This window comes from Pedobacter sp. KBW06 (genome assembly GCF_003852525.1).
In the GTDB taxonomy this organism is placed as follows: domain Bacteria; phylum Bacteroidota; class Bacteroidia; order Sphingobacteriales; family Sphingobacteriaceae; genus Pedobacter.
Map to the genome: position 1 here is coordinate 380,975 of NZ_QAJL01000003.1, position 21,762 is coordinate 402,736.

The following is a 21,762-nucleotide window of genomic DNA, read 5'->3' on the forward strand; positions in this document are numbered from 1 at the left end:
CGCCGCTATGAAGAAATTGTTACTCCCCCTATTTTTCCTGTCCATTTTTCATTCCGCATTTTCTCAGGAAAAGATTTCCCAGGAAAAGAAATGGGACATTGAAAAATACCAGGGTCCTACAAAAAATTTCAGTATCGATACTGATGAAGGAACCTGGATGAACCTCGATGTTAGCGGGGATGGTAAAGATATCGTTTTTGATTTGCTGGGCGATATTTACATTATGCCCATTACAGGTGGCTCAGCAGTCTTACTTAGCGGTGGTATCGCCTGGGACATTCAGCCCCGTTTCAGCCCGAATGGCAAATACATTTCCTATACCAGTGACAAGAATGGTGCAGATAACATCTGGATCATGAACCGCGATGGTTCCAATAAAAGACAGGTGACCAAAGAGAGCTTCCGCCTCCTGAACAATGCCACCTGGACCCCAAACAGTGAATACCTGGTAGCCAGAAAACATTTTACAGGATCCCGTTCCCTGGGTGCAGGAGAAATGTGGATGTACAGCATTTATGGTGGAGAAGGCGTACAGCTGACCAAGAGAAAAAATGACCAGCAGGATGCCGGAGAGCCCAATGTTAGTCCCAATGGCAGGTATCTTTATTTCAGTGAAGACATGGCACCGGGACCAAATTTCGAGTACAGTAAGGACCCGAATGGCTTGATCTATGCCATCCGTCAGCTGGACATGACCACCGGAAAGCTCAGCAACCTGATTGCGCAGCAAGGTGGCGCTGCAAGACCACAAATATCTCCTGATGGTAAACTGATGGCCTACATAAAACGTGTCCGCTTAAAGTCGGTAATGTATATTCAAAATTTGCGCACCGGCGAGGAATGGCCAGTTTATGAAGACCTTTCTCACGATCAGCAGGAAACCTGGGCTATCTTTGGGGTTTACCCAAACTATGCCTGGACTCCGGATGCCAAAAGCCTGGTCTTTTATGCGAAAGGAAAAATCAAGAAAATAGACCTGGCCACACTGACTACGAACGAAATCCCTTTCAGGGTAAACAGCAGTCAAACTGTTCAGCAGGCCTTGCACTTCCCTCATAATGTCTACAGCAGTGAGTTCAATGTAAAAATGATCCGTCAGCTCACCACCTCCGCAGATGGCAAAATGGTGGTTTTTAATGCTGCCGGATTTTTATATAAAAAAGAATTGCCCAACGGAACTCCGGAAAGGGTAAGCAATGGGATCGACTTCGAATTTGAGCCTAAAATCAGCAACGACGGAAAATATGTGATTTATACCACCTGGAATGATGAGCTAAAGGGAGCAATCAAAAGAACAGACCTGAAATCAGGAAAGACGATTAGCCTAACCGACGAAAAAGGGTTTTACTACTCCCCTTCCTATTCCAATAAAGGCGATAAAATTATTTTCAGAAAAGGCATCGGGAATGATGTGCTGGGGTATGCCTATGGCCGGGGAACAGGAATCTTTATCATGCCGGCCAATGGCGGCGCAAAAACCCTGGTTTCTGACAATGGTATTAAACCACAATTCAACACCGACGATACCCGCATTTATTTCCAGGGAAATGAAGGCGGGAAAAGGGCATTTAAAAGTGTCGACCTGAATGGCGGAAATGAAAGAACACATTATACTTCTACTTATGTGACGCAGTTTACCCCAAGTCCGGATGGCAAATGGATGGCCTTTACCGAGTTGTTTAATGTATACATCACCCCAATGGTAACAGTTGGAACTCCCCTGGAGCTTTCTTCTACCAACAAATCGATCCCTTTAACCAGGGTAACTGCTGATGGCGGTACTTATATCCACTGGAGCAATGACAGTCAGAAGCTCTTCTGGACTTTAGGAGAGCAATATTTCAGCAGAGAGATCAGCAGTGCATTTAATTTCACAGATTCAGGAAACCAGTCTGTCCGGAAACCGGATACCGCTGGTATTTCTATTGGACTGAAACTTAAAAGTGATGCACCAACCGGATTACTTGCCTTAAAAGGAGCCAGAATCGTGACCATGAAAGGTGATGAAGTGATTGAAGAAGGTACAATTCTGATCGAGAACAATAAAATTATTGCCATCGGAAAAGCCGCAGAAATGACCATTCCTGATCAGGCCAGAGTAATTGATGTAACGGGAAAAACCATTATGCCGGGCATTGTAGATGTGCATGCGCATTTAAGAACCAGTCCGGATGGGATTTCACCGCAACAGGACTGGTCGTACATGGCCAACCTCGCCTTTGGCGTAACCACTTCACATGATCCGTCTTCCAATACAGAAATGGTGTTCAGTCAGGCTGAAATGTTAAAAGCAGGAAGAATGGTAGGCCCGCGTTTATACTCTACGGGTTCAATCTTATACGGTGCAGACGGAGATTTCAAAGTCGTAATCAATAGCCTTGACGATGCCCTTTCCCACCTTAGAAGGTTAAAAGCAGTAGGTGCATTTTCAGTAAAATCATACAATCAGCCAAGAAGGGATCAGCGTCAGCAAATCCTGGAAGCAGCCAGACAATTAAAAATGGAAGTTGTACCCGAAGGAGGATCTACCTTTTTCACCAATATGAATATGGTAGCCGACGGACATACGGGAATTGAACACAGCATTCCTGTAGCACCGGTTTATAAGGATGTGACTTCTTTCTGGAACAATACAAATGTAGCCTATACGCCAACCTTAATCGTAAGTTATGGCAGCCAATGGGGAGAAAACTACTGGTATGACCGTACCAATGTATGGGAAAATGAAAGACTGATGGCATTTACGCCACGCGCAATTATTGATGCCCGTGCCAGAAGAAGGACAACTTCAGAATATGGAGATTACGGACATATCGAAGTGGCCAAAGCCGTTAGACAAATTGCAGACGGGGGAACAAAGGTTAACCTTGGTGCTCATGGACAAATTCAGGGATTAGGTGCACACTGGGAATTGTGGATGTTGGTACAGGGAGGAATGACTCCGCTACAAGCCATTCGCAGTGCGACTTTAAACGGTGCGGCATACCTTGGTATGGATAAGGAAATCGGTTCATTGGAAACTGGTAAACTGGCAGATCTTATCGTAATGGACGCCAACCCTTTGAATGACATCAGGAATTCTGAAAAGATCAAATATGTAGTGATCAATGGCAGAATCTATGATAGCCTCTCGATGAATGAAATCGGTAGCCGTGAAAAACTTCGCGGCAAGCTTTGGTTTGAAATGGGTAAAGGAATGATTTATAGCTTTCCAACAGGAATTGCTGAGACCTGGACCTATACCATTCCTAACTGCGATTAATCGAACTTAGAGAGAATGGCTATATGGAATTAAGCTGTTCTTAAAAAAAGAGCAAATTCTTCAAAGACTGAAATCTTTTGCACGCTGAAGGGCGGCAAAATCTTTCGATGTCTTTTCAGAACACGCTCTTTTTTTTTGAAATATTACACAGTATATTACTCCTGAACCAGCGAAAGCCAGAGCCCTCCAGACTTGCCTATCTTTTATTTTAATCATGTTTATAGGCATCATGCGATGGTGCGATAGCTGTTTTAAAATAAAAACCCCTCTGTTTTGAAGACATTCGAAGATTTGCCCTTCAGCAAAGATTCGGGGATGAAAAGCAGGGGGGTATTTTATTTTATTACCTTTTTTAGAAAGCTCTCCGGGCAAAAGAACACCTTAAAAAGGCAATGACCGATCAATACAAGTCATTAGAATAAGGCACAAAGTCCTGCAATTTTGGAAGGGGGCGAACCTTAATGATTTTCCTGTTCTTCGTTCCTTTTTGCTCCCGATCATCATATTCCACTGTTTCCAGGTAAATGCCTGTGGACAGGTTAAAGTCTGCAAAACTTACGCCCAGGGGATTCACAGTTCTGTAACTGTACCCTATCAATTCAAAATTCCCATTTTGATGACGGAATTTATGTATGAAGTATCCTCTGATCAACTGGCAGTGCAGATCAATCACCCCCCTTTTGATGGTAACCTTGGAAAACCCATACCCATCCCTGTATCCATCTTTACCATTAGGAAACTGTTCGTTAATCGCTTTATCAGTGCGGATGTTTAGTTGATGTCCTCCCCCCTTTTTGGCGAAAAAGATCTCCAGGCGATAAGGGGAAGTATCGGCGGTAGTATCCTGAGTAACGACTACAGAATCTGGCAGCAAATCTTTATTTAAGTCTCCCTTAGCTATAGAAACCACGACATTAAAATTCTCCTGTGCGGTAGCCTTAACAGAAGAAACAACTAAAGAAGACAGGATAAGCACCACTAAAAGACAAACGGTGCTGATCATTTTGTTATGCTTATCCATCGTGTTGTTCGTTTATTTATGGTATCAAATATTTTGAGCAATCACGTAACCGTTTGCCCAGGCCCATTGAAAATTATATCCGCCAAGCCATCCGGTTACATCGACGCATTCCCCGCCAAAAAATAAGCCGGGAATACGTTTACATTCCAGCGTTTTTGACGACAACTCGTTCGTATCAATTCCTCCGCGCATCACTTCCGCTTTATCGTAACCTTTATCGCCTGCGGGTTTTACTTTAAACAGGTGGATGGTTTTTTGGATGAGTTCCAGTTCGGTTTTTGTCAGCGAAGCCACTTGTTTTTCAACCGGCAGGAATTTACCCATGGCATCGGTAAATTTCTTCGGGTAAATCCGGTTAAATAAGGTCGACAACATCAGTTTGCCATTGGATCTCCGTTCTTCTTCGATCAGTTCCAGTATGTTTTGTCTGGGCAGCAAATCAATATTGATCTCCTCTCCTCTTTTCCAGTAGGAAGAAATTTGCAGGATTGCAGGGCCACTCAGTCCCCAGTGGGTAAATAAGATGTTCTCCTCAAAAGAGATCCTGTCGTTACTCACTTCGCAGAAAACCGAATTTCCGGACAGCTGCGCATACCAGTCTTCGTCTTTTCCCGTAATGGTTAAAGGAACCAGTGCCGGTGCGGTTTCAATAATCTTCAAATCGTGCTTTCTGGCAAAGCGCAATGCAAAATCTGTTGCGCCCATTTTGGGAATCGGTAAACCACCCGTGGCAATCACTAACTTTGGCGCTTTTAAGCTGCGCGATTTATTGCCTTTCTCAAAGCGGACCTCAAATCCGGCCGCTGTTTGCTCTATTTCACTGACCTGCGCATCACAGATGATCTGCTGGCCAAAGTCTTCACAAATATTGGTAAATGCCGCAACAATGTCTTTTGCATTCTTTCCGTCAGGAAAAAGTTGTCCCAATGTTTTCTCTTTTCCGGAGATCCCGTAAGTTTCAAAAAAGCTGATCGTATCTTCTACCGTCCATTGGGTAAATGCAGATTTGGAAAAGTGTTTGTTATTGGAAATGAACTGTTCATCAGTGGCAAACAGATTGGTATAGTTGCACCTGCCTCCACCGGAAATCAGAATTTTCGCTCCCGGCTTATCGCTTTTTTCCAACAATATTACCCTTTTCCCCAAATAGCCAGCCTGAACCGCACACATCAAACCGCAGGCTCCGGCGCCAATAATTATAGCATCTACATCCATCAATCCGTTTATATTGTTATTTTTGTGCAAAATAAGCATAACTTTTTCATATCGATATGGCAAAACAAATAAGTGATTTAAAATTAGGCATATTAGGTGGCGGACAATTGGGCAGGATGTTGATACAAGAAGCCATCAATTATAATTTAACCACTTTAATTTTAGATCCGGATCCAGACGCTCCATGTAAACACCTCGCAAACTACTTTGAATGTGGTTCTATCACTGACTTCGACACCGTTTATAACTTCGGCAAAAAGGCAGACATCATTACTATTGAAATAGAAAAGGTCAATATTGAAGCACTGGAACAACTGGAAAAAGAAGGCAAACAGGTTTATCCGCAATCGAGGGTGATCCGTTTGATTCAGGACAAAGGTGTTCAGAAACAATTTTTTAAAGAAAACAACATTCCTACTGCGCCATTCCAACTGGTAAATACCAAAGAAGACATGCGCAACAGTCATTTTCCATTTCCTTATATGCTGAAACAGCGTAAAGACGGTTATGATGGTAAAGGGGTAATGAAAATAAATAACCTGGCGGAGATCGACAATGCTTTTGATGCCCCATGTTTAATCGAACAACTGGTAGATTTCGAGAAAGAGGTAGCCATAATTGTTTCCAGAAACCCTAACGGAGATGTGAAAACATTCCCAATGGTGGAGATGGAATTCAATGCAGAAGCAAACCTTGTAGAGTTCCTGATTTCTCCTTCCACTTATCCTGTTGCAATCCAGCAGAAAGCAGAGACCATTGCAAAAAACATCGCTTCCTCGCTAAACATTACCGGATTGCTGGCAGTAGAGATGTTCGTCACCAAAAACGGAGATATCCTGGTGAATGAGCTTGCTCCACGCCCACACAATAGCGGTCACCAGACGATTGAAGGAAACTATGTTTCTCAGTTCGACCAGCATTTACGTGCGATCTTCAACCTTCCTTTAGGTGATACCCGTACCATCAACAATGCCGTAATGATCAATCTCCTTGGAGAAAAGAACCACAATGGTGTGGCGAAATACCAGGGATTAGAGAAGATCATGGCCATTGAAGGGGTATACGTGCACCTTTATGGTAAAAAATACACCAAGCCTTTCCGCAAAATGGGTCACATCACCATTGTAGACATCAACCGCGAGAAAGCAATTGAAAAAGCCAATTACATCAAAAACACACTAAAAGTTATTTCCTAATGAGCATACAAGTAGGCATTATTATGGGCAGCAAGTCTGACCTTCCTATCATGAAAGACGCAGCCGATATCCTAAAAGAATTCGATATCCAATTTGAAATGACCGTTGTGTCTGCTCACCGGACTCCGGAAAGAATGTTTGAATACGCAAAAAATGCAGCATCAAGAGGGTTAAAAGTGATCATCGCCGGCGCAGGTGGTGCAGCACATTTACCTGGAATGGTGGCTTCCATCACTACCTTACCCGTGATTGGTGTTCCTGTAAAATCATCCAACTCTATTGACGGATGGGATTCTATCCTTTCTATTCTTCAAATGCCAAATGGCATTCCTGTAGCTACTGTTGCCTTAAATGCAGCAAAAAATGCAGGTCTGCTCGCTGCACAGATCCTGGCGACCGCAAGCCCGGAGCTTTCTGCTAAAATGCAGGCTTACAAAGATGACCTGAAGAAAAAGATTGAAGAAAGCGCGATAGATCTAGAAAATTATTAATTAAGATTAGGATCCAGGGGAAAATTACTCACATGGGCGTATTTAGGCCCGAGGTTGATGATCACTTCCTTCCAGAGTTCCTCTTCATTGTTAGAGAATACCACATCAGCATGAAACTGATCGGAGACAATCCAGGTATTCTCTTTCATTTCGTTCTTTAGCTGAGGGCCCGACCAACCGGAATACCCGATAAAAAACTTGATGTCGGCCGGCTTAATGCTATGGTTGTTGATCAAAACCTTTAAAGTCTCAAAATTACCACCCCAACATACCCCTTTGGCAATTTCCTCACCATCTGTGATCAGGTCATGGCGTCTGTGGATAAAATGAATCGTATCTATTGCTACAGGTCCGCCGAGGTAAACCGGAAAATCATCACCGGTAAAGTCGGGCACTAAATCATTGAGCAGCAAAGTACTGCGCTGGTTCAGAATGAAACCTACGGTTCCCTCCTCCTGATGTTCGGTAAGAAAAACTACAGAACGCTTAAAATTAGGATCCATTAAGAATGGTTCTGAAATTAATAATTTACCTGCTGATGGCTCTAATCGACTTAACATTTCGGAAATTTAGCGATAAAATTAAATAAACTAAAACCTATTTTTGTACATGGAGCTGAATAAAGAAAATCTACAGAATTTAAGACAGGAATACCGCTCAGCAGAATTAGCCGAAACTGATGTGGAAAGTAATCCCATCCTGCAATTTAAAAAATGGTTTACCGAAGCCGTAGACGCACAAATCTACGAGCCCAATGTCATGACACTTGCTACGGCGAATTCCGATGGCAAGCCCTCGGCGCGCATCGTCCTGCTGAAAGGTTTTGACGAAGATGGTTTTGTGTTCTTCACGAATTACGACAGTGATAAAGGAAAGGACCTGGCGGAAAACCCTCAGGCTTCACTGGTATTTTTCTGGGCAGAACTGGAGAGACAGGTACGCATTGATGGTGTGGTAAGTAAAATTGATGCGGAAGAATCTACCGCCTATTTTCATTCCCGACCGGCAGGAAGTCAGATTGGTGCTTCTGCCTCGCCCCAAAGCAGTGTCATTCCAAACCGGGAATCCCTGGAAGAGAAAGTCGCACAGCTGAGTACCGAATATAAAGATAAAGAAATTCCACGCCCGCTTCATTGGGGAGGATATCTGGTGGAACCTACACATATTGAATTCTGGCAAGGCAGGCCGAGCAGGCTGCACGACCGTTTGAACTACCAGTTGGTGGATGGTTCATGGATTATCAATAGATTAGCACCATAATAATTGATTACCATAAAAAAACTTAAATGAAGAACATCGCAGTGATTGGCTCAGGAACAATGGGCAATGGAATCGCACATACTTTTGCGCAATTTGGCTATCAGGTAAACTTAATTGATGTCAACAATGAAGCTTTAGAGCGTGCCATCAGTACCATCGGAAAAAATCTGGACCGTCAGGTCGCTAAAGGCACCATTACTGAGGCCGATAAAGCGAATACCTTAAAAAACATCAGCAATTTCACGCAGCTTTCAGAAGGCGTAGCCAATGCAGACCTGATTGTGGAAGCGGCGACAGAAAATCTGGAGCTCAAGTTAAAGATCTTTAAAGACCTGGATACTTTTGCCAAACCGGAAGCGATTCTCGCCAGCAACACTTCCTCTATCTCGATCACCAAAATTGCTTCTGTGACCAACAGAGGAGATAAAGTGATTGGCATGCACTTCATGAACCCTGTTCCGGTAATGAAGCTCGTAGAGGTGATCAGAGGTTATGCGACAAGTGATGAGACGACTGCCATTGTCATGGACCTTTCGACCAAACTGAGCAAAGCTCCGGTAGAAGTGAACGATTACCCTGGTTTTGTAGCCAACAGAATTCTGATGCCCATGATCAATGAAGCCATTTATACTTTATATGAAAGTGTTGCAGGTGTGGAAGAGATCGATACTGTGATGAAACTGGGAATGGCACATCCGATGGGGCCGCTTCAACTGGCAGATTTCATTGGTCTGGACGTTTGTCTGGCCATCTTAAATGTGCTCCATGATGGATTCGGAAACCCTAAATATGCACCATGTCCTTTATTGGTCAATATGGTGACTGCCGGAAACAAAGGTGTGAAATCCGGAGAAGGATTTTACAACTATGCAAAAGGCATTAAAGAAGCTGTTGTAGCGTCCAAATTCAGCAAATAATATCAATTACAAGCCTTTTATACTAACTTTACCCCATGAACGAAAATCTTGATCCCAACTCAGAAAGCTTAACTCCCTTTGAACGTGATATTGAAAAAGTATTGCGCCCTCAGGAATTTGAAGACTTTACGGGTCAGGAAAAGATCATGGAGAACCTGAAGATCTTTGTAAAGGCTGCAAAGTTACGCGGAGAACCTTTGGACCATGTTTTACTTCATGGTCCTCCGGGACTTGGCAAGACTACCCTCTCCTACATCATTGCCAATGAAATGGGAGTCGGAATTAAAGTCACCTCCGGACCGGTTTTAGACAAACCCGGAGACCTGGCCGGATTGCTCACCAATCTGGAACCTGGCGACATCCTGTTCATTGATGAGATCCACCGTCTGAGCCCACTGGTTGAAGAATACCTGTATTCCGCAATGGAGGATTTCAAGATCGATATCATGCTGGAAAGCGGCCCAAATGCCCGTTCGGTACAAATCTCTCTGAACCCCTTTACACTTGTTGGTGCCACTACCAGGTCAGGATTGTTAACGGCTCCATTAAGGGCCAGGTTTGGGATCAACTCACGACTGGCCTATTACGATGCAAAACTGCTGACGACAATTGTTTTAAGGTCCTCAGACATCCTGAAAACCCCAATCACCGAAGAAGGTGCTTACGAGATTGCCCGCAGAAGCAGAGGGACTCCCCGTATTGCCAATGCACTGTTGAGAAGAACCCGGGATTTTGCGCAGATCAAAGGAAACGGCCAGATCGATACAGAAATCGCGAGGTATGCTTTAAGAGCCCTAAACGTAGATGAACATGGACTTGATGAAATGGACAACAAGATCCTGGTAACGATCATTGATAAATTCAAAGGGGGCCCGGTAGGTCTGAAAACCATTGCCACTGCCGTTGGTGAGGATGAAGGGACAATTGAAGAGGTTTATGAGCCATTCCTGATACAGGAAGGATTCCTGATGCGTACTTCGCGCGGAAGGGAAGTAACCGAAGCTGCTTATAAACATCTGCAAAAGAACTTCCCCGGACAAACAGGGAAACTATTTTAACCATTCTGATCATTTAGGCATCATTTCTGTTCCTATCAGCTAAATTAACTGATATGAACATAGAAACAAGAAAACTCACCTTAGCGGATTACAATGATTTAAAAGAATCGATGCAACAGGCCTATGATACCCTGGGCGGACAGATATGGAGCAAGAGCAGCATTGAAAGATTACTTAAATTATTTCCCGAAGGTCAGCTCTGCATTGCAGTAGACGATAAAGTGGTGGCTTGTTCCTTATCGATCATCGTAGATTATGATGAGTATGGCGATAAACATACCTATAAAAATATTACCGGCGATTACTCCTTCTCTACCCACGATTCTGAGGGAGATGTACTGTATGGAATAGAAATATTTGTCAGCCCCGAATTCAGGGGATTAAGACTGGGCAGAAGGTTGTATGAAGCCAGAAAAGAGCTTTGCGAAAGCCTTAACCTGAAGAGCATCATTGCCGGAGGGAGAATCCCACGCTACCATGAGTATGCGGAAACACTCAGTCCAAGACAATATATCGATAAGGTAAAAGCAAAGGAAATCTTCGATCCGACCCTGACCTTCCAGATCTCCAATGATTTTCACGTCAGGAAAGTACTTAAAAATTACCTGCCCGGAGATCATGAATCCAAGGATTATGCAACCCTTCTGGAATGGAACAACATTTACTATCAGGGCATAGATGCTTCGGCACGATCCGCAAAAACCATCAGAATCGGACTTGTACAATGGCAAATGCGACTGTTCCCCGATATTGAAGCTTTTTATGAACAGGTGGAGTTCTTTGTAGACGCTGTGAGTGGATACAAATCAGATTTCATCATGTTCCCTGAATTTTTTAACACGCCTTTATTACAACCTTATAACCACCTTCCGGAAATGGAGGCTATGCGCAAACTCGCAGAGCAGACGGAAGAGATCGTGAATAAGATCCAGGAATATGCAGTTTCCTACAACGTAAATGTGATTTCGGGAAGTATGCCGATTATAGAGAACAACAAACTTTACAACGCGACTTATCTATGTCATAGAAGCGGTAAAACGGAAGAATACCGTAAAATCCACATCACCCCTAACGAGCAGAAATACTATGGAATGGTGGGTGGTGATAAAATCCAGGTCTTTGACACAGATTGCGGAAAGATCGGAATCCTGATTTGTTATGATGTGGAATTCCCCGAACTGAGCCGGATTTATGCCGACCAGGGCATGCAAATCCTCTTCGTACCCTTCCTTACAGATACACAGAATGGCTATACCAGGGTAAGAAGATGTGCACAGGCCAGGGCAATTGAAAACGAATGTTATGTGGCCATCGCAGGATGTGTGGGCAATTTACCGAAGGTGAACAACATGGACATCCAGTTTGCACAATCGGCCGTGTTTACCCCTTCCGACTTTGCCTTTCCTACCAATGCGGTAAAAGCAGAAACAACGCCAAATACAGAAATGATGCTGGTAGTGGATGTAGACCTTCACCTACTAGATGAACTCCATCACTTCGGAACCGTAAAAATCCTGAAAGATCGACGTAAAGATCTTTATGAAGTGAGGTTACTCAAATAAAACTTCATCGGAATGCTGTTACTTTATGGTAGCAGCATTCCGATTTATTCCTTTAATCAGGGATGTCTGAAAAACAGCCAGTAGATTAACAATGCGATAACCAATATTGGAATGATCCATTTCAATATCGGGCCGGCTCCATTTTTATCATATTCATTTACCGCCTGAGGTGAAGGTCCCGGATTATCCTGATGTTTAGCATAATTGGTTTCTATTGGCACATGCGGTTTTAGTGGATCCTCTTTGTGTTGTGGATTGTTGTCTTCCATGATTTCCAATTTTTGTTCCTTTGTAATAACAACAGCCCATCTTCTAAAAGGTTTTCCCGCTAAATCCTATCTTTGTAGCCGATGTTGAACAATTCCGCGAAATATAGCACAATGATTAAAGCCGAAGCCCTGAGGCTGGGCTTCATGCAATGCGGAATTGCCAAAGCAGGATTCCTGGAAGAAGAAGCACCGAGGTTAGAGAAATGGCTGGAAAATAACCACCATGGGGAAATGGCATATATGGAAAAACATTTCGATAAAAGGCTGGACCCAAGGCTATTGGTAGAAGACTCCAAATCTGTCATCTCACTTACGCTGAACTATTTTCCGGAAGAAAGACAGGCAGATCCTGATGCACCCAAAATATCGAAGTATGCTTATGGTACTGATTATCACCTGGTGATCAAGGATAAGCTCTTTCAACTGCTTAACTTTATTTCGGAAGAGATCGGGGAAGTCAGCGGGCGTGCTTTTGTAGATTCCGCTCCCGTGATGGACCGGGCATGGGCAAAACGCGCAGGTATTGGCTGGATTGGTAAAAACAGCAACCTGATCAATAAAAAAAGTGGCTCTTTCTTTTTCCTCGCGGAGCTCATTATAGATCTTGACCTGGAATACGATAACCCTTTTGAAACAGACCATTGCGGAACCTGCACCAAATGTATTGACGCCTGCCCTACCGACGCGATCTTATCCCCTTTTATTATAGATGCGAAAAAATGTATTTCTTATCTGACCATAGAGCTGAGAGAAGAAATTCCACAGTCCTTTAATGATAAGATGGAAAACTGGATGTTTGGCTGTGATATTTGTCAGGATGTATGTCCCTGGAACCGATTTTCAGTACCCCATTCAGAACCTAAGTTTCAGCCCAATGAAAACCTGCTGCAAATGAAAAAGGAAGATTGGCTGGACATTACTGAAGATGTGTTTAAAGCCATATTTAAGAACTCTGCGGTGAAGCGTACCAAGTTTAAAGGGCTGACCAGAAACATTGATTTCATCAAAACTGTTCCTAAATAAAAAGGTGCTCAGGAATTTATCCCAAGCACCTGCTATGTTTGATTAAATTTATTTTAACAGCTTGTCAATAAACCCGGTAATCTCCGGATCGCTGTAATCTGCGGCCCCTAAGTGATGAAATGCCAGTCTACCTGACTTATCCAGGATCACTGTCGTTGGCATTGAACCTGCAAAATATTCCTTTGGAACTTCACTTTCCGGTAAATAAACAGGAAGTGTGTATCCGTTCTTTTTCATAAAATCGCTGGCTTGCTTATATTTTCCGTCTACGTCAACCATGATAAAGACCACTTGCTCATTGTCCTTATATTTGGTATACAAAGCCTGAATCGATGGCATTTCGGCGATACATGGAGGACACCAGGTAGCCCAGAAGTTAACAAAAACAACTTTTCCTTTTAACTCCGCAAGGCTGATGGATTTTCCTTTCCCATCTGCAAAGGTTACCTGATCGCCGCCAGGTACAGCAACTGCAACATTTGGTTCCGGTTCTGAGCTTTTGGGTATTGCAGGTGCCTGAACCAAGCCGATTTTCATGAGGTTTTGAATGACCCAACCTTTAGCCTCAGGGCTAAATATAATGGTGAGTACAAATAGTACAGCGACTGCCATACCGATGTTTGAAATTGTAAACCAGCTCTTTTTGTTTGTATGGTTATCTTGATTTTTTATTGAGGTCATGGGTATATTTATGAGATTATTACTGAATTTATTCGCCTCGCTAAAGATTGGAGGACAACTAATTGTAGGAATGAAATCCTATAGGAGCAATAACCCATGCTGCAGGAAAATAGGTGTTTTTGTCCGGCGAAACCAATAATATGGAATCGGAAGCTGAGCAAATCTTTTCTCGGCGACTAACAGAGAAATCAAAAATCCAGGTAAGATGAAAAACAAAAACGGCAGTACACTGGCTGTACTTGCCTGAGTCCTGGATTTCAGCTGCACTGCTCTTAAACTGTTCTGCATTTTGCAATCAGCAATTCCGACTTCCCGTTTGACCAAAAAAGGAATAACGGTTTTAGTCGTTCCTGCAGAAACTGACTGTTCAAAAACGGAAGCAGAGAAAAAGTAGATGATGCCTTGTTTCAAAGCACATGAAGATGGCAGGCATAAGGTCAGCAATAAAAAAAAAGCCAGGATACGTCTGAATAATCTGTTCATGAGGTACAAAAATAAAGATTTAAACCATAAACTCAGGGTTTTCGTTATGGATTTACGGTTTTGACATATAAGCGACACGCATAGATGCCCATACAGATCAGTGTCTGAATTAGCCAGGTTTTCCTTTTTCAGGATCGACACCTTTTAGAGAATTAAATGATAAAAAAAAGAGGATAACTATAAGCCATCCTCTTAAAATAAAATATCTATTTGAAACTATAAACTCAGCACATTATCCGATTTATCTTTATCCGGTACATGAGCACTTCCCAACTCTACCTTCTTTAAATTTTTCTTTCCTGCAACCCTAATGCTAATCTTTTGATCCCCATTCTCCCAAACAGCAATACTTTGATGAATTTTCATCTGTGAATTGTCTTCGAATGTCAGTAAAAGATCTACAGGTAAAGGTTTATTGCTTTTATTTTCAATCACGATTTCATACTCTTCTCCTACTTTAGTCGCAGAAACAATTCCCATATCTGTTACGCCTTCTTCAAAGAACCAACGTTTCCAGAACCAATCCATGTTTTTACCGGATCCTTCATTCATACTGTAAAAGAAATCAAAAGGCATCGGGTGTTTTCCCTGCCATTGTTCTATGTAATGGTGTAAAGCCTTATTGAACAATTCATCACCCAGGTAATCCTTTACGAAGAGATAACCCAGAGCCGGCTTAGGATAAGAATTGGTAAATGAGCCTACACCTTTAAGCTCGGTGCTTAAGGTAACAATTGGAACATCATCTTTAGAGCCTGAAGACATTCCCGTTGGTGCTATGCCATACTCATCGACCATTGTCGTATCAATCATAGGCCCGATCAGCCATTCTCCGATTGTTGCCCAACCTTCATCCATCCAGGCATATTTCGTTTCATTCGTTCCCATATAAAAAGGGAACATCGTATGAAAGATCTCATGAACCGTCAGCGTGATCGCATCCTGTCTTTTTTCTACCGGATTGTCATTTACCATCATTGGGTATTCCATCTGGTCAAGGCCATCAAAAATGGTCTCATGCGCATAGGGATACGGCCATTTAGGGAAAGTAAAGCTCATCGCATGAACCGTTTTACGGGCAAAATCAATCACCTCATAATAGTCCTTATGAATTGGATTAAAGGCAGCATCTACCCTTGTCCTTCTTCCAGTCAGAGAATCTACCACCAGACTGCTGGACTTCCACAAGTAATGATCACTCGTTGCGAATACAAAATCCGTTACATTTTTAGCCTCAAATTTCCAGGTATTATAAGCCTGATCGGCAGTAACGGCTTTATTCTCCAAATCTTTGTCATCAATTACATCAATTACCGCATCTTCTTTTTCTGCTTTGGCCAGTCGCTCTGCGATGTCTTTTTTCAACACCTGCTTTGCATTCAGCAGATCGCCGGTAGCCCAGACTACAAAGTTTTTAGGAACCGTGATCTCTCCCTTGAAATTGCAGAAATCGTTATAAAACTCTACATCTCCTGTATAAGGGTATTTGTTCCATCCATCCACATCATCATACACCGCAATACGGGGGAAGAAATAAGCCACGAAATGAGAACCCTCATCCACCTGGCCCGTTCTCATATGAGATCCTTTATTGAGCTCATATTTGTATTCTATTCTCAACTTAATGTGTTTTCCCGGAGCGAGTGCAGCGATCGTCGCCTGCATATTCGTTCCTTCAATTGTCATCGCCTGCTGCTCAAGCTTCCGCCCGTCGGCCTGCATAGAAAGAATGCTTACCCCTTCATTCAGGTCCCGGTCATTGAACTTGGTTTTTCTTTCCACGCCCTGCTTGTACAGGTTTGGGTAAAGCTTAAACCACAGCTTTTTCAGCGTATCCGGGCTATTGTTATAATAAACAACATCTACCAGGCCTTTCAGTTCCCTGCTGGAAGGGTTAAAATTAACCTTCAAATCATAATTGGCGGTATTCTGCCAGTATTTAGGACCCGGTTTTCCGGTCACGGCCCTCGTTCCTTTCACATACGCAGCCTGAATTTCAGCAGGGACAGGCAACTGTTGTTGTGCAGCAACCAGACCGGACCAGCAAATGGATACCAGCAAAAATGAGATCTTCTTCATAAGTATATTTTGTTTTAACAAAAAAAGAGGTTGCCGGAAATTAATCCAGACAGCCTCTTTATATTTTTTAAGGATTGATGTTATTTTCCAAATTTCATTTTCAGTTGCTCTAACATATCATTCGTCACATCAACAGCAGGTTTCGACTTTTTTTGAGGCGCAGCTGATGGATTAGGTTTAGCAGCTGGATTAGGGTTCGGCTTTGGCTTATTCGCCACAGCTTGCTGCTGTTGCTTTTCCTGCTTTAGCTGTTCCTTTTTTTTGTTCCATCGGGTCCAGATCTCTTCCAGTTTTTTCTTGGTATAAAGCGGGAAATCCCCCTGTTTCATCCATGCATAATAACTTGGCTCTGTATCGAATACCTGTTCTACCGTTTTACCTTTATGTTTACCAAAGTTAAAGATCTCCTGATCCTGCTCATTGAAAACCATTCTTCCGGCAAAATCTACCGGTTTATTCATATTGGTAAAAGTATGCAGGGCATCTACATCATTCTTTACCGGTTTAGAGATCTTACCTTGTTTATCTTCAAACTCAGTATCGCTGTAACGCTCAATCTGAGCAAGCAATACATGGTAAGTAGCGGTAATATCTGCTTCGGCAGAATGCGCATTAACAATGTCTTTATTACAATAAAACTTATAAGCAGCACGTAAAGTGCGTTGTTCCATCTGGTGAAAAATATTCTGAACATCGACAAATTTCCTGTCAGACATGTCAAAATCTACTCCTGCTCTTAAAAATTCTTCCAGTAATACCGGAATATCGAATCTGTTGGAATTGTAGCCCGCAAGGTCTGCATCGCCAATGAATGCTGCAAGTTCAGCAGCTACATCTTTAAAAGCAGGCTCATTCGCGATGTCCTTATCATAGATCCCGTGAATTAGGGAAGATGCCAGAGGAATCGGCATTTCAGGGTTAATGCGCATTGTTTTGATCAGCTCCGACCCATCGGGCATCGCTTTTAAAATGGCAATTTCAACAATACGATCTGCACCTACATTTACACCTGTAGTTTCCAGATCAAAAAAAGCAAGAGGGCGGTTTAAATTTAATTTCATTAGTATATGTTGCTATTTTTAAAGGTTTGAATCCCCGGGAATTCATTTCATAACACTTTTGTAGCTTTTCAAAAGTCGTAAAAATCATCCATTAAACCTGAACTTATTTAGTATTGTATAAAATAGTGCCGACTCTTTTTTTTTATTCGGAAGTACCTTACCTTCGCGGTTAATTAGTTACGCTCTTATGAAATACTTTTGCCTCATATTATTTTTCACTGTTTATTCGCTGAAATCCACAGCTCAGGACTTCAAATTTGCACAGACAAGTCACGACGATGTCGCTTTAAAAAATACGGTTTTAGACAGTAATGCCAATGCCATCGTACTGCGGGAATTTGGAACCACAAGGATGGACTATAATGAGGAAGACAACAAAATAGCCATTGAATACCTGTACCATGTACGCATCAAAATATTTAACAAACAAGGTTTTGAAAGTGGAAACATCATCATTCCACAACGCATCAGTGAAGACCAGGAGGATTCTGTAACTGACATTAGGGCTGTTACCATAAATTATGTAGACGGTATTTTTACACAAACTGAACTTGATCCTCAAAAAATATTCAGGGAGAAAAAAAACAAATACCATTCGGTTACAAAGTTTACCATGCCTAATCTGATGGATGGAAGCATTATTGAATACACTTACCGAATGAGAATCCCAAGAATCTTTAACTTTAAATCCTGGGAATTTCAATCCAACATTCCTAAACTTCACAGTGAATATATTGCCATCATTCCAGGGCTTTATAACTATAATGTCTCGTTGAGAGGCGCATTAAAACTTAGCTCGAGCAATGCCGAACTCGAAAGAGATTGCCTGCGGATTGTGGGAGCCAAGTATGAGTGCTCGAAAATGACTTATATCATGAAGAATGTTCCTGCCTTTATCGAGGAAGATTATATGACGGCAGCAGTCAACTTTAAATCGGCCATTAACTTTGAGCTGTCCGACTATCACCTGTTGTATGGGGGAAAAAAGAATGTCACTAAAACATGGACGGATATCGATTCCGAACTTATTTCCGAAAAGGCTTTCGGATCTCAGATGAAGAAAAAAGATGCTTTTAAAGAGTTAATGCCTGCAATACTGAAAAACACGACCGACGACCTGAGTAAGGCGCAGGCCATATACGCTTACATTAGTAAGAACATCAAGTCAAATGGCTTCATAGGCATTTATAGCGAAACTGCTGTAAAAAAAGCACTGGAAACGCATAGCGGAAATACCGGCGACATTAACCTTTCGCTTATTGCAGCCCTTAGTGCGGCTAACCTTGATGCAGAGGCCGTGATCCTTTCTACCCGTGAATACGGTTTAGTAAACACTCTTTATCCAGTCATCAGTGATTTCAACTATGTTGTGGCGAAAGTCAATATCGGGGAGAAAAGTTATTTATTGGATGCCTCCAGCCCACTTTTACCTTTCGGCCTTCTACCTTTACACTGTATCAATGGTCAGGGCAGGGTAATCAATCTTAAAAAACCGTCTTACTGGTATGACCTGAATGCCAGTCAGCAGGACTACACCCGATATAATTTGACTGCGACCTTAACTAAGGACGGAAAAATCAAAGGAGAATTGCTGACTTATACTTCCGGATATGCCGCAGTAAAAAAGCGAAGAGACATTCTTGCGGCTAACTCTATAGAAGAATATGTAGAAAAACTCGATGAAAAAATGCCGAAGATCAGCTTCGGGAAGTATGAGATTCAAAATGTAGATAGCCTGAACCTTCCTTTAGTAGAAAAATATGAAATAGAAGCAGACTCTTATAGCGGCACATCCGCTTCGCAAATTTTCTTCAGCCCTTTCTTTCTGGACAACATCAGCAAAAACCCCTTCAATCTGAATGAAAGAACCTATCCTGTAGATTTAGGAAGTAGCAAAGAAACCAGGTGGAGCATTCAGCTCACTGTTCCGGAAGATTTTGTTCTGGCAGAGCAACCTAAAGACCTCAATATCTCCTTACCTGAAAACGGTGGCAGGTACATGAGCAGCACCAACTTCGAAAACCATGTCGTTAATTTCAATCAGTTATTGCAACTGAACAAACCAATTTATCCATCAGCGCAATACCTTTCCCTGAAAGCTTTTTACAGCAGGATCATTCAGACACAAAAAACAGACATCATCTTTAAAAAAGCGAAATAATTATGATCAGGAGTCTATTCCTATGCTTGTTGACATTTGCCGCTATCCCTTGTTTTTCCCAGCTGGAATATGCAGCTGATAAAGTACCTTCCAGCCTGAGGAGCAGGGCGAATGCCGTGATCCGGGAAATGGAAACTACCGTTGATATGCGTGCAGCAGATCAGGTGGTCATAAACGTTAAAAAGATCGTTACCGTTTGGAATAAAAATGGTGATCCAAGAGCAGACCTGACCATTTATTACGATAAGAGCAGCAGTATTCAGCGCATCAGGGGGCAGGTACTGGATGCCTTTGGAAATGTAAATGCCAAATTTACACAGAGTGATTTTACAGACCATAGTGCCGTTAGTGATGGAAGTATGTTTATCGATTACCGCTTAAAACATTTTTCGCCCATTGTGACCACCTACCCTTATACGGTGATCTATGAATATGAAATCAAAAACAAACAGAACCTGATCATCCCCGACTGGTATGCCAATCCTTATTCCGACCAGTCTGTAGAAAAGAACAAGTATACCTTTATCTGCAAACCCAATGAAGAGATCAGGATCAGGGAGTACAACTATAAGGACAAACCCGAGGTCCTGAAAACAGAAAAAGCAACAAGCTATACCTGGCAGATCAGTAATAAACCCGCTTTTAAAGCTGAACCCTTTGCTCCTGACCCGGATCTTTACCAGACCTATGTAAAAGTTGCCGCCAGAAATTTCAGCTATTATGGTTATAAAGGAAGCTATCAGAATTGGGAAGAGCTCGGCAAATGGGTATACAATGACCTGATCAAAGGCAGGCAAAACCTTCCGGAGCAAACCACTACCGAAATTAAAGAGCTCGTGAAAGGGATAGACAATGACCGTGCAAAAGCAAAAAAGATCTATGAATATATGCAGAAGAAAACCCGGTACATCAGTGTACAGATTGGAATCGGAGGTTTTCAGCCGACGCCGGCTGCAGAAGTTCAGCAGCTCTCTTACGGAGATTGTAAAGCATTGGTCAACTATACCCAAAGCCTGTTAAAGGCTGCAGACATTCCTTCTTTGTACTGTGTGGTAAATGCTGGAAGAAACAAAAAAAGCATGGACCCGGATTTTGCGAGTATGGAACAGGGCAATCATATCATCCTCGCGGTTCCGCTGAAAACAGATACCGTATGGCTGGAATGCACCAGTTCCGACAGTCCTTTTGGTTTTCTTGGTGATTTCACCGACGACCGCACCGTTCTTGCCTGTACTCCTGAGGGAGGAAAACTGCTAAAAACACCTGCATTGAACAGCGACATGAATTTATTGGTCAGAAAGGCACAGCTAAACGTCGATGCCGAAGGAACAGTGAGCGGAAAACTAAATACTACTTTCAGCGGCGCTCAGTACGACAATTATCAGAACATGTTCGCACAACCATATACCGAACAACTGAAATTATTGAAAGACAAATACGATATCGACAACATCAATTTCAAAGATTTTAAACTCGTTCAGGACAAAGGTACACCACCGCATACCCTGGAATCGGTTAAACTGGACATACAGAAATATGCCGCAAAAAGTAATGACCTGTTTTATCTGGAATTAAATGCTTTTAATAAGACCCGTACCGTTCCTGAAGTAAAGAACAGAACTTTACCCGTCTATATCAACAGGGGTTTTACCGATGAAGATGAGCTCAGTTATGAGCTTCCTGAAGGTTTCAGAATGGAGGCCAAACCAGAAAACAAAAGGATCAGCAGTCCTTTTGGCAGCTATAGCTCTGAGCTTAAAATTGAAGGAAAAACATTGACCTATAAGAGAAAATTCCAGCTAAAGGACGGCAATTATCCCGCAGCACAATATCAGGAGTTCAGCAATTTCATGTCCACTGTAAACCAGGCAGACCATGATAAAGTGGTGTATAAGCTAAACTAGCTGAGGATCAGAATACCTAGTCCGATGCCGATGATCATGATCAGGTACATCAGGATTTCAGTTGTTGCAAACTTCTTGTATTTCGTCCAGAAGGAATCTTCTTGTTTTGGTGCCGGCAT

Annotated in this window: 19 protein-coding genes; 10 read left to right on the top strand and 9 right to left on the bottom strand. The window is 42.5% G+C overall.

Translation table 11 applies throughout. The features are described 5' to 3' along the window. Positions 1 to 7 precede the first annotated feature (7 nt). A complete protein-coding gene (locus DBR43_RS16475) occupies positions 8 to 3,262 on the top strand; it encodes an amidohydrolase family protein (RefSeq protein ID WP_124582722.1) in 3,255 nt (1,084 codons plus the stop codon). 400 nt (positions 3,263 to 3,662) lie between these two features. Here the strand turns inward: DBR43_RS16475 and DBR43_RS16480 are convergent, their stop codons facing one another. Both DBR43_RS16480 and DBR43_RS16485 read right to left on the bottom strand, forming a co-directional pair. Continuing rightward, positions 3,663 to 4,283, bottom strand: coding sequence for a hypothetical protein (locus DBR43_RS16480; protein WP_124582724.1), 621 nt, complete (start codon positions 4,281 to 4,283; stop codon positions 3,663 to 3,665). Between the two features lie 24 nt (positions 4,284 to 4,307). Then, positions 4,308 to 5,537, bottom strand: coding sequence for an NAD(P)/FAD-dependent oxidoreductase (locus DBR43_RS16485; protein WP_233603007.1), 1,230 nt, complete (start codon positions 5,535 to 5,537; stop codon positions 4,308 to 4,310). Positions 5,538 to 5,554: 17 nt separating this feature from the next. Between DBR43_RS16485 and DBR43_RS16490 the strand changes: the two genes are divergently transcribed. Both DBR43_RS16490 and purE read left to right on the top strand, forming a co-directional pair. Continuing rightward, positions 5,555 to 6,694, top strand: coding sequence for a 5-(carboxyamino)imidazole ribonucleotide synthase (locus DBR43_RS16490; protein WP_124582726.1), 1,140 nt, complete (start codon positions 5,555 to 5,557; stop codon positions 6,692 to 6,694). Next, positions 6,694 to 7,185, top strand: coding sequence for a 5-(carboxyamino)imidazole ribonucleotide mutase (purE, locus tag DBR43_RS16495; protein ID WP_073229193.1), 492 nt, complete (start codon positions 6,694 to 6,696; stop codon positions 7,183 to 7,185). Before DBR43_RS16490 ends, purE begins: the two co-directional genes overlap by 1 nt. Here purE and DBR43_RS16500 read toward each other — a convergent pair. Continuing rightward, positions 7,182 to 7,688, bottom strand: a complete 507-nt coding sequence (locus tag DBR43_RS16500) for a YqgE/AlgH family protein (protein ID WP_233603009.1) — start codon at positions 7,686 to 7,688, stop codon at positions 7,182 to 7,184. The two genes, purE and DBR43_RS16500, sit on opposite strands and share 4 nt — an antisense overlap. A gap of 106 nt (positions 7,689 to 7,794) precedes the next feature. On the opposite strand from DBR43_RS16500, the gene pdxH reads away from it, so the two are divergent. Genes pdxH through DBR43_RS16520 form a run of 4 tightly spaced genes read left to right on the top strand, consistent with a single transcriptional unit; the run spans position 7,795 to position 11,982 of the window. After that, complete coding sequence (pdxH, locus tag DBR43_RS16505; RefSeq protein WP_124582730.1) at positions 7,795 to 8,445, top strand: pyridoxamine 5'-phosphate oxidase; 651 nt, start codon at positions 7,795 to 7,797, stop codon at positions 8,443 to 8,445. 26 nt (positions 8,446 to 8,471) lie between these two features. Further along, the gene (locus DBR43_RS16510; RefSeq protein ID WP_124582732.1) at positions 8,472 to 9,362 is read left to right on the top strand and encodes a 3-hydroxybutyryl-CoA dehydrogenase; all 891 of its coding nucleotides are present in this window, start codon (positions 8,472 to 8,474) and stop codon (positions 9,360 to 9,362) included. Positions 9,363 to 9,397: 35 nt separating this feature from the next. Further along, a complete protein-coding gene (ruvB, locus tag DBR43_RS16515) occupies positions 9,398 to 10,420 on the top strand; it encodes a Holliday junction branch migration DNA helicase RuvB (RefSeq protein WP_073229203.1) in 1,023 nt (340 codons plus the stop codon). Between the two features lie 53 nt (positions 10,421 to 10,473). Next, on the top strand, positions 10,474 to 11,982 hold the full coding sequence (locus DBR43_RS16520) for a bifunctional GNAT family N-acetyltransferase/carbon-nitrogen hydrolase family protein (RefSeq protein WP_124582734.1): 1,509 nt from the start codon (positions 10,474 to 10,476) through the stop codon (positions 11,980 to 11,982). A 56-nt stretch (positions 11,983 to 12,038) separates the two neighbouring features. Here the strand turns inward: DBR43_RS16520 and DBR43_RS16525 are convergent, their stop codons facing one another. Next, positions 12,039 to 12,251 carry a hypothetical protein gene (locus DBR43_RS16525; RefSeq protein WP_124582735.1) on the bottom strand — a complete coding sequence of 71 codons (213 nt, stop codon included), beginning with the start codon at positions 12,249 to 12,251 and terminating at the stop codon, positions 12,039 to 12,041. Between the two features lie 81 nt (positions 12,252 to 12,332). Between DBR43_RS16525 and queG the strand changes: the two genes are divergently transcribed. Beyond that, the gene (queG, locus tag DBR43_RS16530) at positions 12,333 to 13,274 is read left to right on the top strand and encodes a tRNA epoxyqueuosine(34) reductase QueG (protein WP_124582737.1); all 942 of its coding nucleotides are present in this window, start codon (positions 12,333 to 12,335) and stop codon (positions 13,272 to 13,274) included. Between the two features lie 48 nt (positions 13,275 to 13,322). Here queG and DBR43_RS16535 read toward each other — a convergent pair whose 3' ends face one another. From DBR43_RS16535 to DBR43_RS16550, 4 genes are all read right to left on the bottom strand, one after another. Continuing rightward, a complete protein-coding gene (locus tag DBR43_RS16535) occupies positions 13,323 to 13,886 on the bottom strand; it encodes a TlpA family protein disulfide reductase (protein WP_233603011.1) in 564 nt (187 codons plus the stop codon). Between the two features lie 147 nt (positions 13,887 to 14,033). After that, complete coding sequence (locus DBR43_RS16540) at positions 14,034 to 14,438, bottom strand: hypothetical protein (protein WP_124582741.1); 405 nt, start codon at positions 14,436 to 14,438, stop codon at positions 14,034 to 14,036. A 216-nt stretch (positions 14,439 to 14,654) separates the two neighbouring features. After that, positions 14,655 to 16,517, bottom strand: coding sequence for a M1 family metallopeptidase (locus DBR43_RS16545; RefSeq protein ID WP_124582743.1), 1,863 nt, complete (start codon positions 16,515 to 16,517; stop codon positions 14,655 to 14,657). 80 nt (positions 16,518 to 16,597) lie between these two features. Continuing rightward, on the bottom strand, positions 16,598 to 17,578 hold the full coding sequence (locus DBR43_RS16550) for a 3'-5' exonuclease (protein WP_124582745.1): 981 nt from the start codon (positions 17,576 to 17,578) through the stop codon (positions 16,598 to 16,600). Positions 17,579 to 17,765: 187 nt separating this feature from the next. Between DBR43_RS16550 and DBR43_RS16555 the strand changes: the two genes are divergently transcribed. Together DBR43_RS16555 and DBR43_RS16560 are read left to right on the top strand one after the other, a co-directional pair. Further along, positions 17,766 to 19,739: a DUF3857 domain-containing protein gene (locus DBR43_RS16555; RefSeq protein WP_124582747.1), complete on the top strand. Its 1,974-nt coding sequence runs from the start codon at positions 17,766 to 17,768 to the stop codon at positions 19,737 to 19,739. 2 nt (positions 19,740 to 19,741) lie between these two features. Then, positions 19,742 to 21,643 carry a DUF3857 domain-containing protein gene (locus DBR43_RS16560; RefSeq protein WP_124582749.1) on the top strand — a complete coding sequence of 634 codons (1,902 nt, stop codon included), beginning with the start codon at positions 19,742 to 19,744 and terminating at the stop codon, positions 21,641 to 21,643. Here DBR43_RS16560 and DBR43_RS33430 read toward each other — a convergent pair. After that, complete coding sequence (locus DBR43_RS33430; RefSeq protein ID WP_255420971.1) at positions 21,640 to 21,762, bottom strand: hypothetical protein; 123 nt, start codon at positions 21,760 to 21,762, stop codon at positions 21,640 to 21,642. The two genes, DBR43_RS16560 and DBR43_RS33430, sit on opposite strands and share 4 nt — an antisense overlap.

Bases quoted from the DNA above. Each gene is read 5' to 3' on its own strand.
- DBR43_RS16475 (WP_124582722.1), top strand. From the start codon at position 8: ATGAAGAAATTGTTACTCCCCCTATTTTTCCTGTCCATTTTTCATTCC.
- DBR43_RS16480 (WP_124582724.1), bottom strand. From the start codon at position 4,283: ATGGATAAGCATAACAAAATGATCAGCACCGTTTGTCTTTTAGTGGTG.
- DBR43_RS16485 (WP_233603007.1), bottom strand. From the start codon at position 5,537: ATGCTTATTTTGCACAAAAATAACAATATAAACGGATTGATGGATGTA.
- DBR43_RS16490 (WP_124582726.1), top strand. From the start codon at position 5,555: ATGGCAAAACAAATAAGTGATTTAAAATTAGGCATATTAGGTGGCGGA.
- purE (WP_073229193.1), top strand. From the start codon at position 6,694: ATGAGCATACAAGTAGGCATTATTATGGGCAGCAAGTCTGACCTTCCT.
- DBR43_RS16500 (WP_233603009.1), bottom strand. From the start codon at position 7,688: ATGGATCCTAATTTTAAGCGTTCTGTAGTTTTTCTTACCGAACATCAG.
- pdxH (WP_124582730.1), top strand. From the start codon at position 7,795: ATGGAGCTGAATAAAGAAAATCTACAGAATTTAAGACAGGAATACCGC.
- DBR43_RS16510 (WP_124582732.1), top strand. From the start codon at position 8,472: ATGAAGAACATCGCAGTGATTGGCTCAGGAACAATGGGCAATGGAATC.
- ruvB (WP_073229203.1), top strand. From the start codon at position 9,398: ATGAACGAAAATCTTGATCCCAACTCAGAAAGCTTAACTCCCTTTGAA.
- DBR43_RS16520 (WP_124582734.1), top strand. From the start codon at position 10,474: ATGAACATAGAAACAAGAAAACTCACCTTAGCGGATTACAATGATTTA.
- DBR43_RS16525 (WP_124582735.1), bottom strand. From the start codon at position 12,251: ATGGAAGACAACAATCCACAACACAAAGAGGATCCACTAAAACCGCAT.
- queG (WP_124582737.1), top strand. From the start codon at position 12,333: ATGTTGAACAATTCCGCGAAATATAGCACAATGATTAAAGCCGAAGCC.
- DBR43_RS16535 (WP_233603011.1), bottom strand. From the start codon at position 13,886: ATGGCAGTCGCTGTACTATTTGTACTCACCATTATATTTAGCCCTGAG.
- DBR43_RS16540 (WP_124582741.1), bottom strand. From the start codon at position 14,438: ATGAACAGATTATTCAGACGTATCCTGGCTTTTTTTTTATTGCTGACC.
- DBR43_RS16545 (WP_124582743.1), bottom strand. From the start codon at position 16,517: ATGAAGAAGATCTCATTTTTGCTGGTATCCATTTGCTGGTCCGGTCTG.
- DBR43_RS16550 (WP_124582745.1), bottom strand. From the start codon at position 17,578: ATGAAATTAAATTTAAACCGCCCTCTTGCTTTTTTTGATCTGGAAACT.
- DBR43_RS16555 (WP_124582747.1), top strand. From the start codon at position 17,766: ATGAAATACTTTTGCCTCATATTATTTTTCACTGTTTATTCGCTGAAA.
- DBR43_RS16560 (WP_124582749.1), top strand. From the start codon at position 19,742: ATGATCAGGAGTCTATTCCTATGCTTGTTGACATTTGCCGCTATCCCT.
- DBR43_RS33430 (WP_255420971.1), bottom strand. From the start codon at position 21,762: ATGCCGGCACCAAAACAAGAAGATTCCTTCTGGACGAAATACAAGAAG.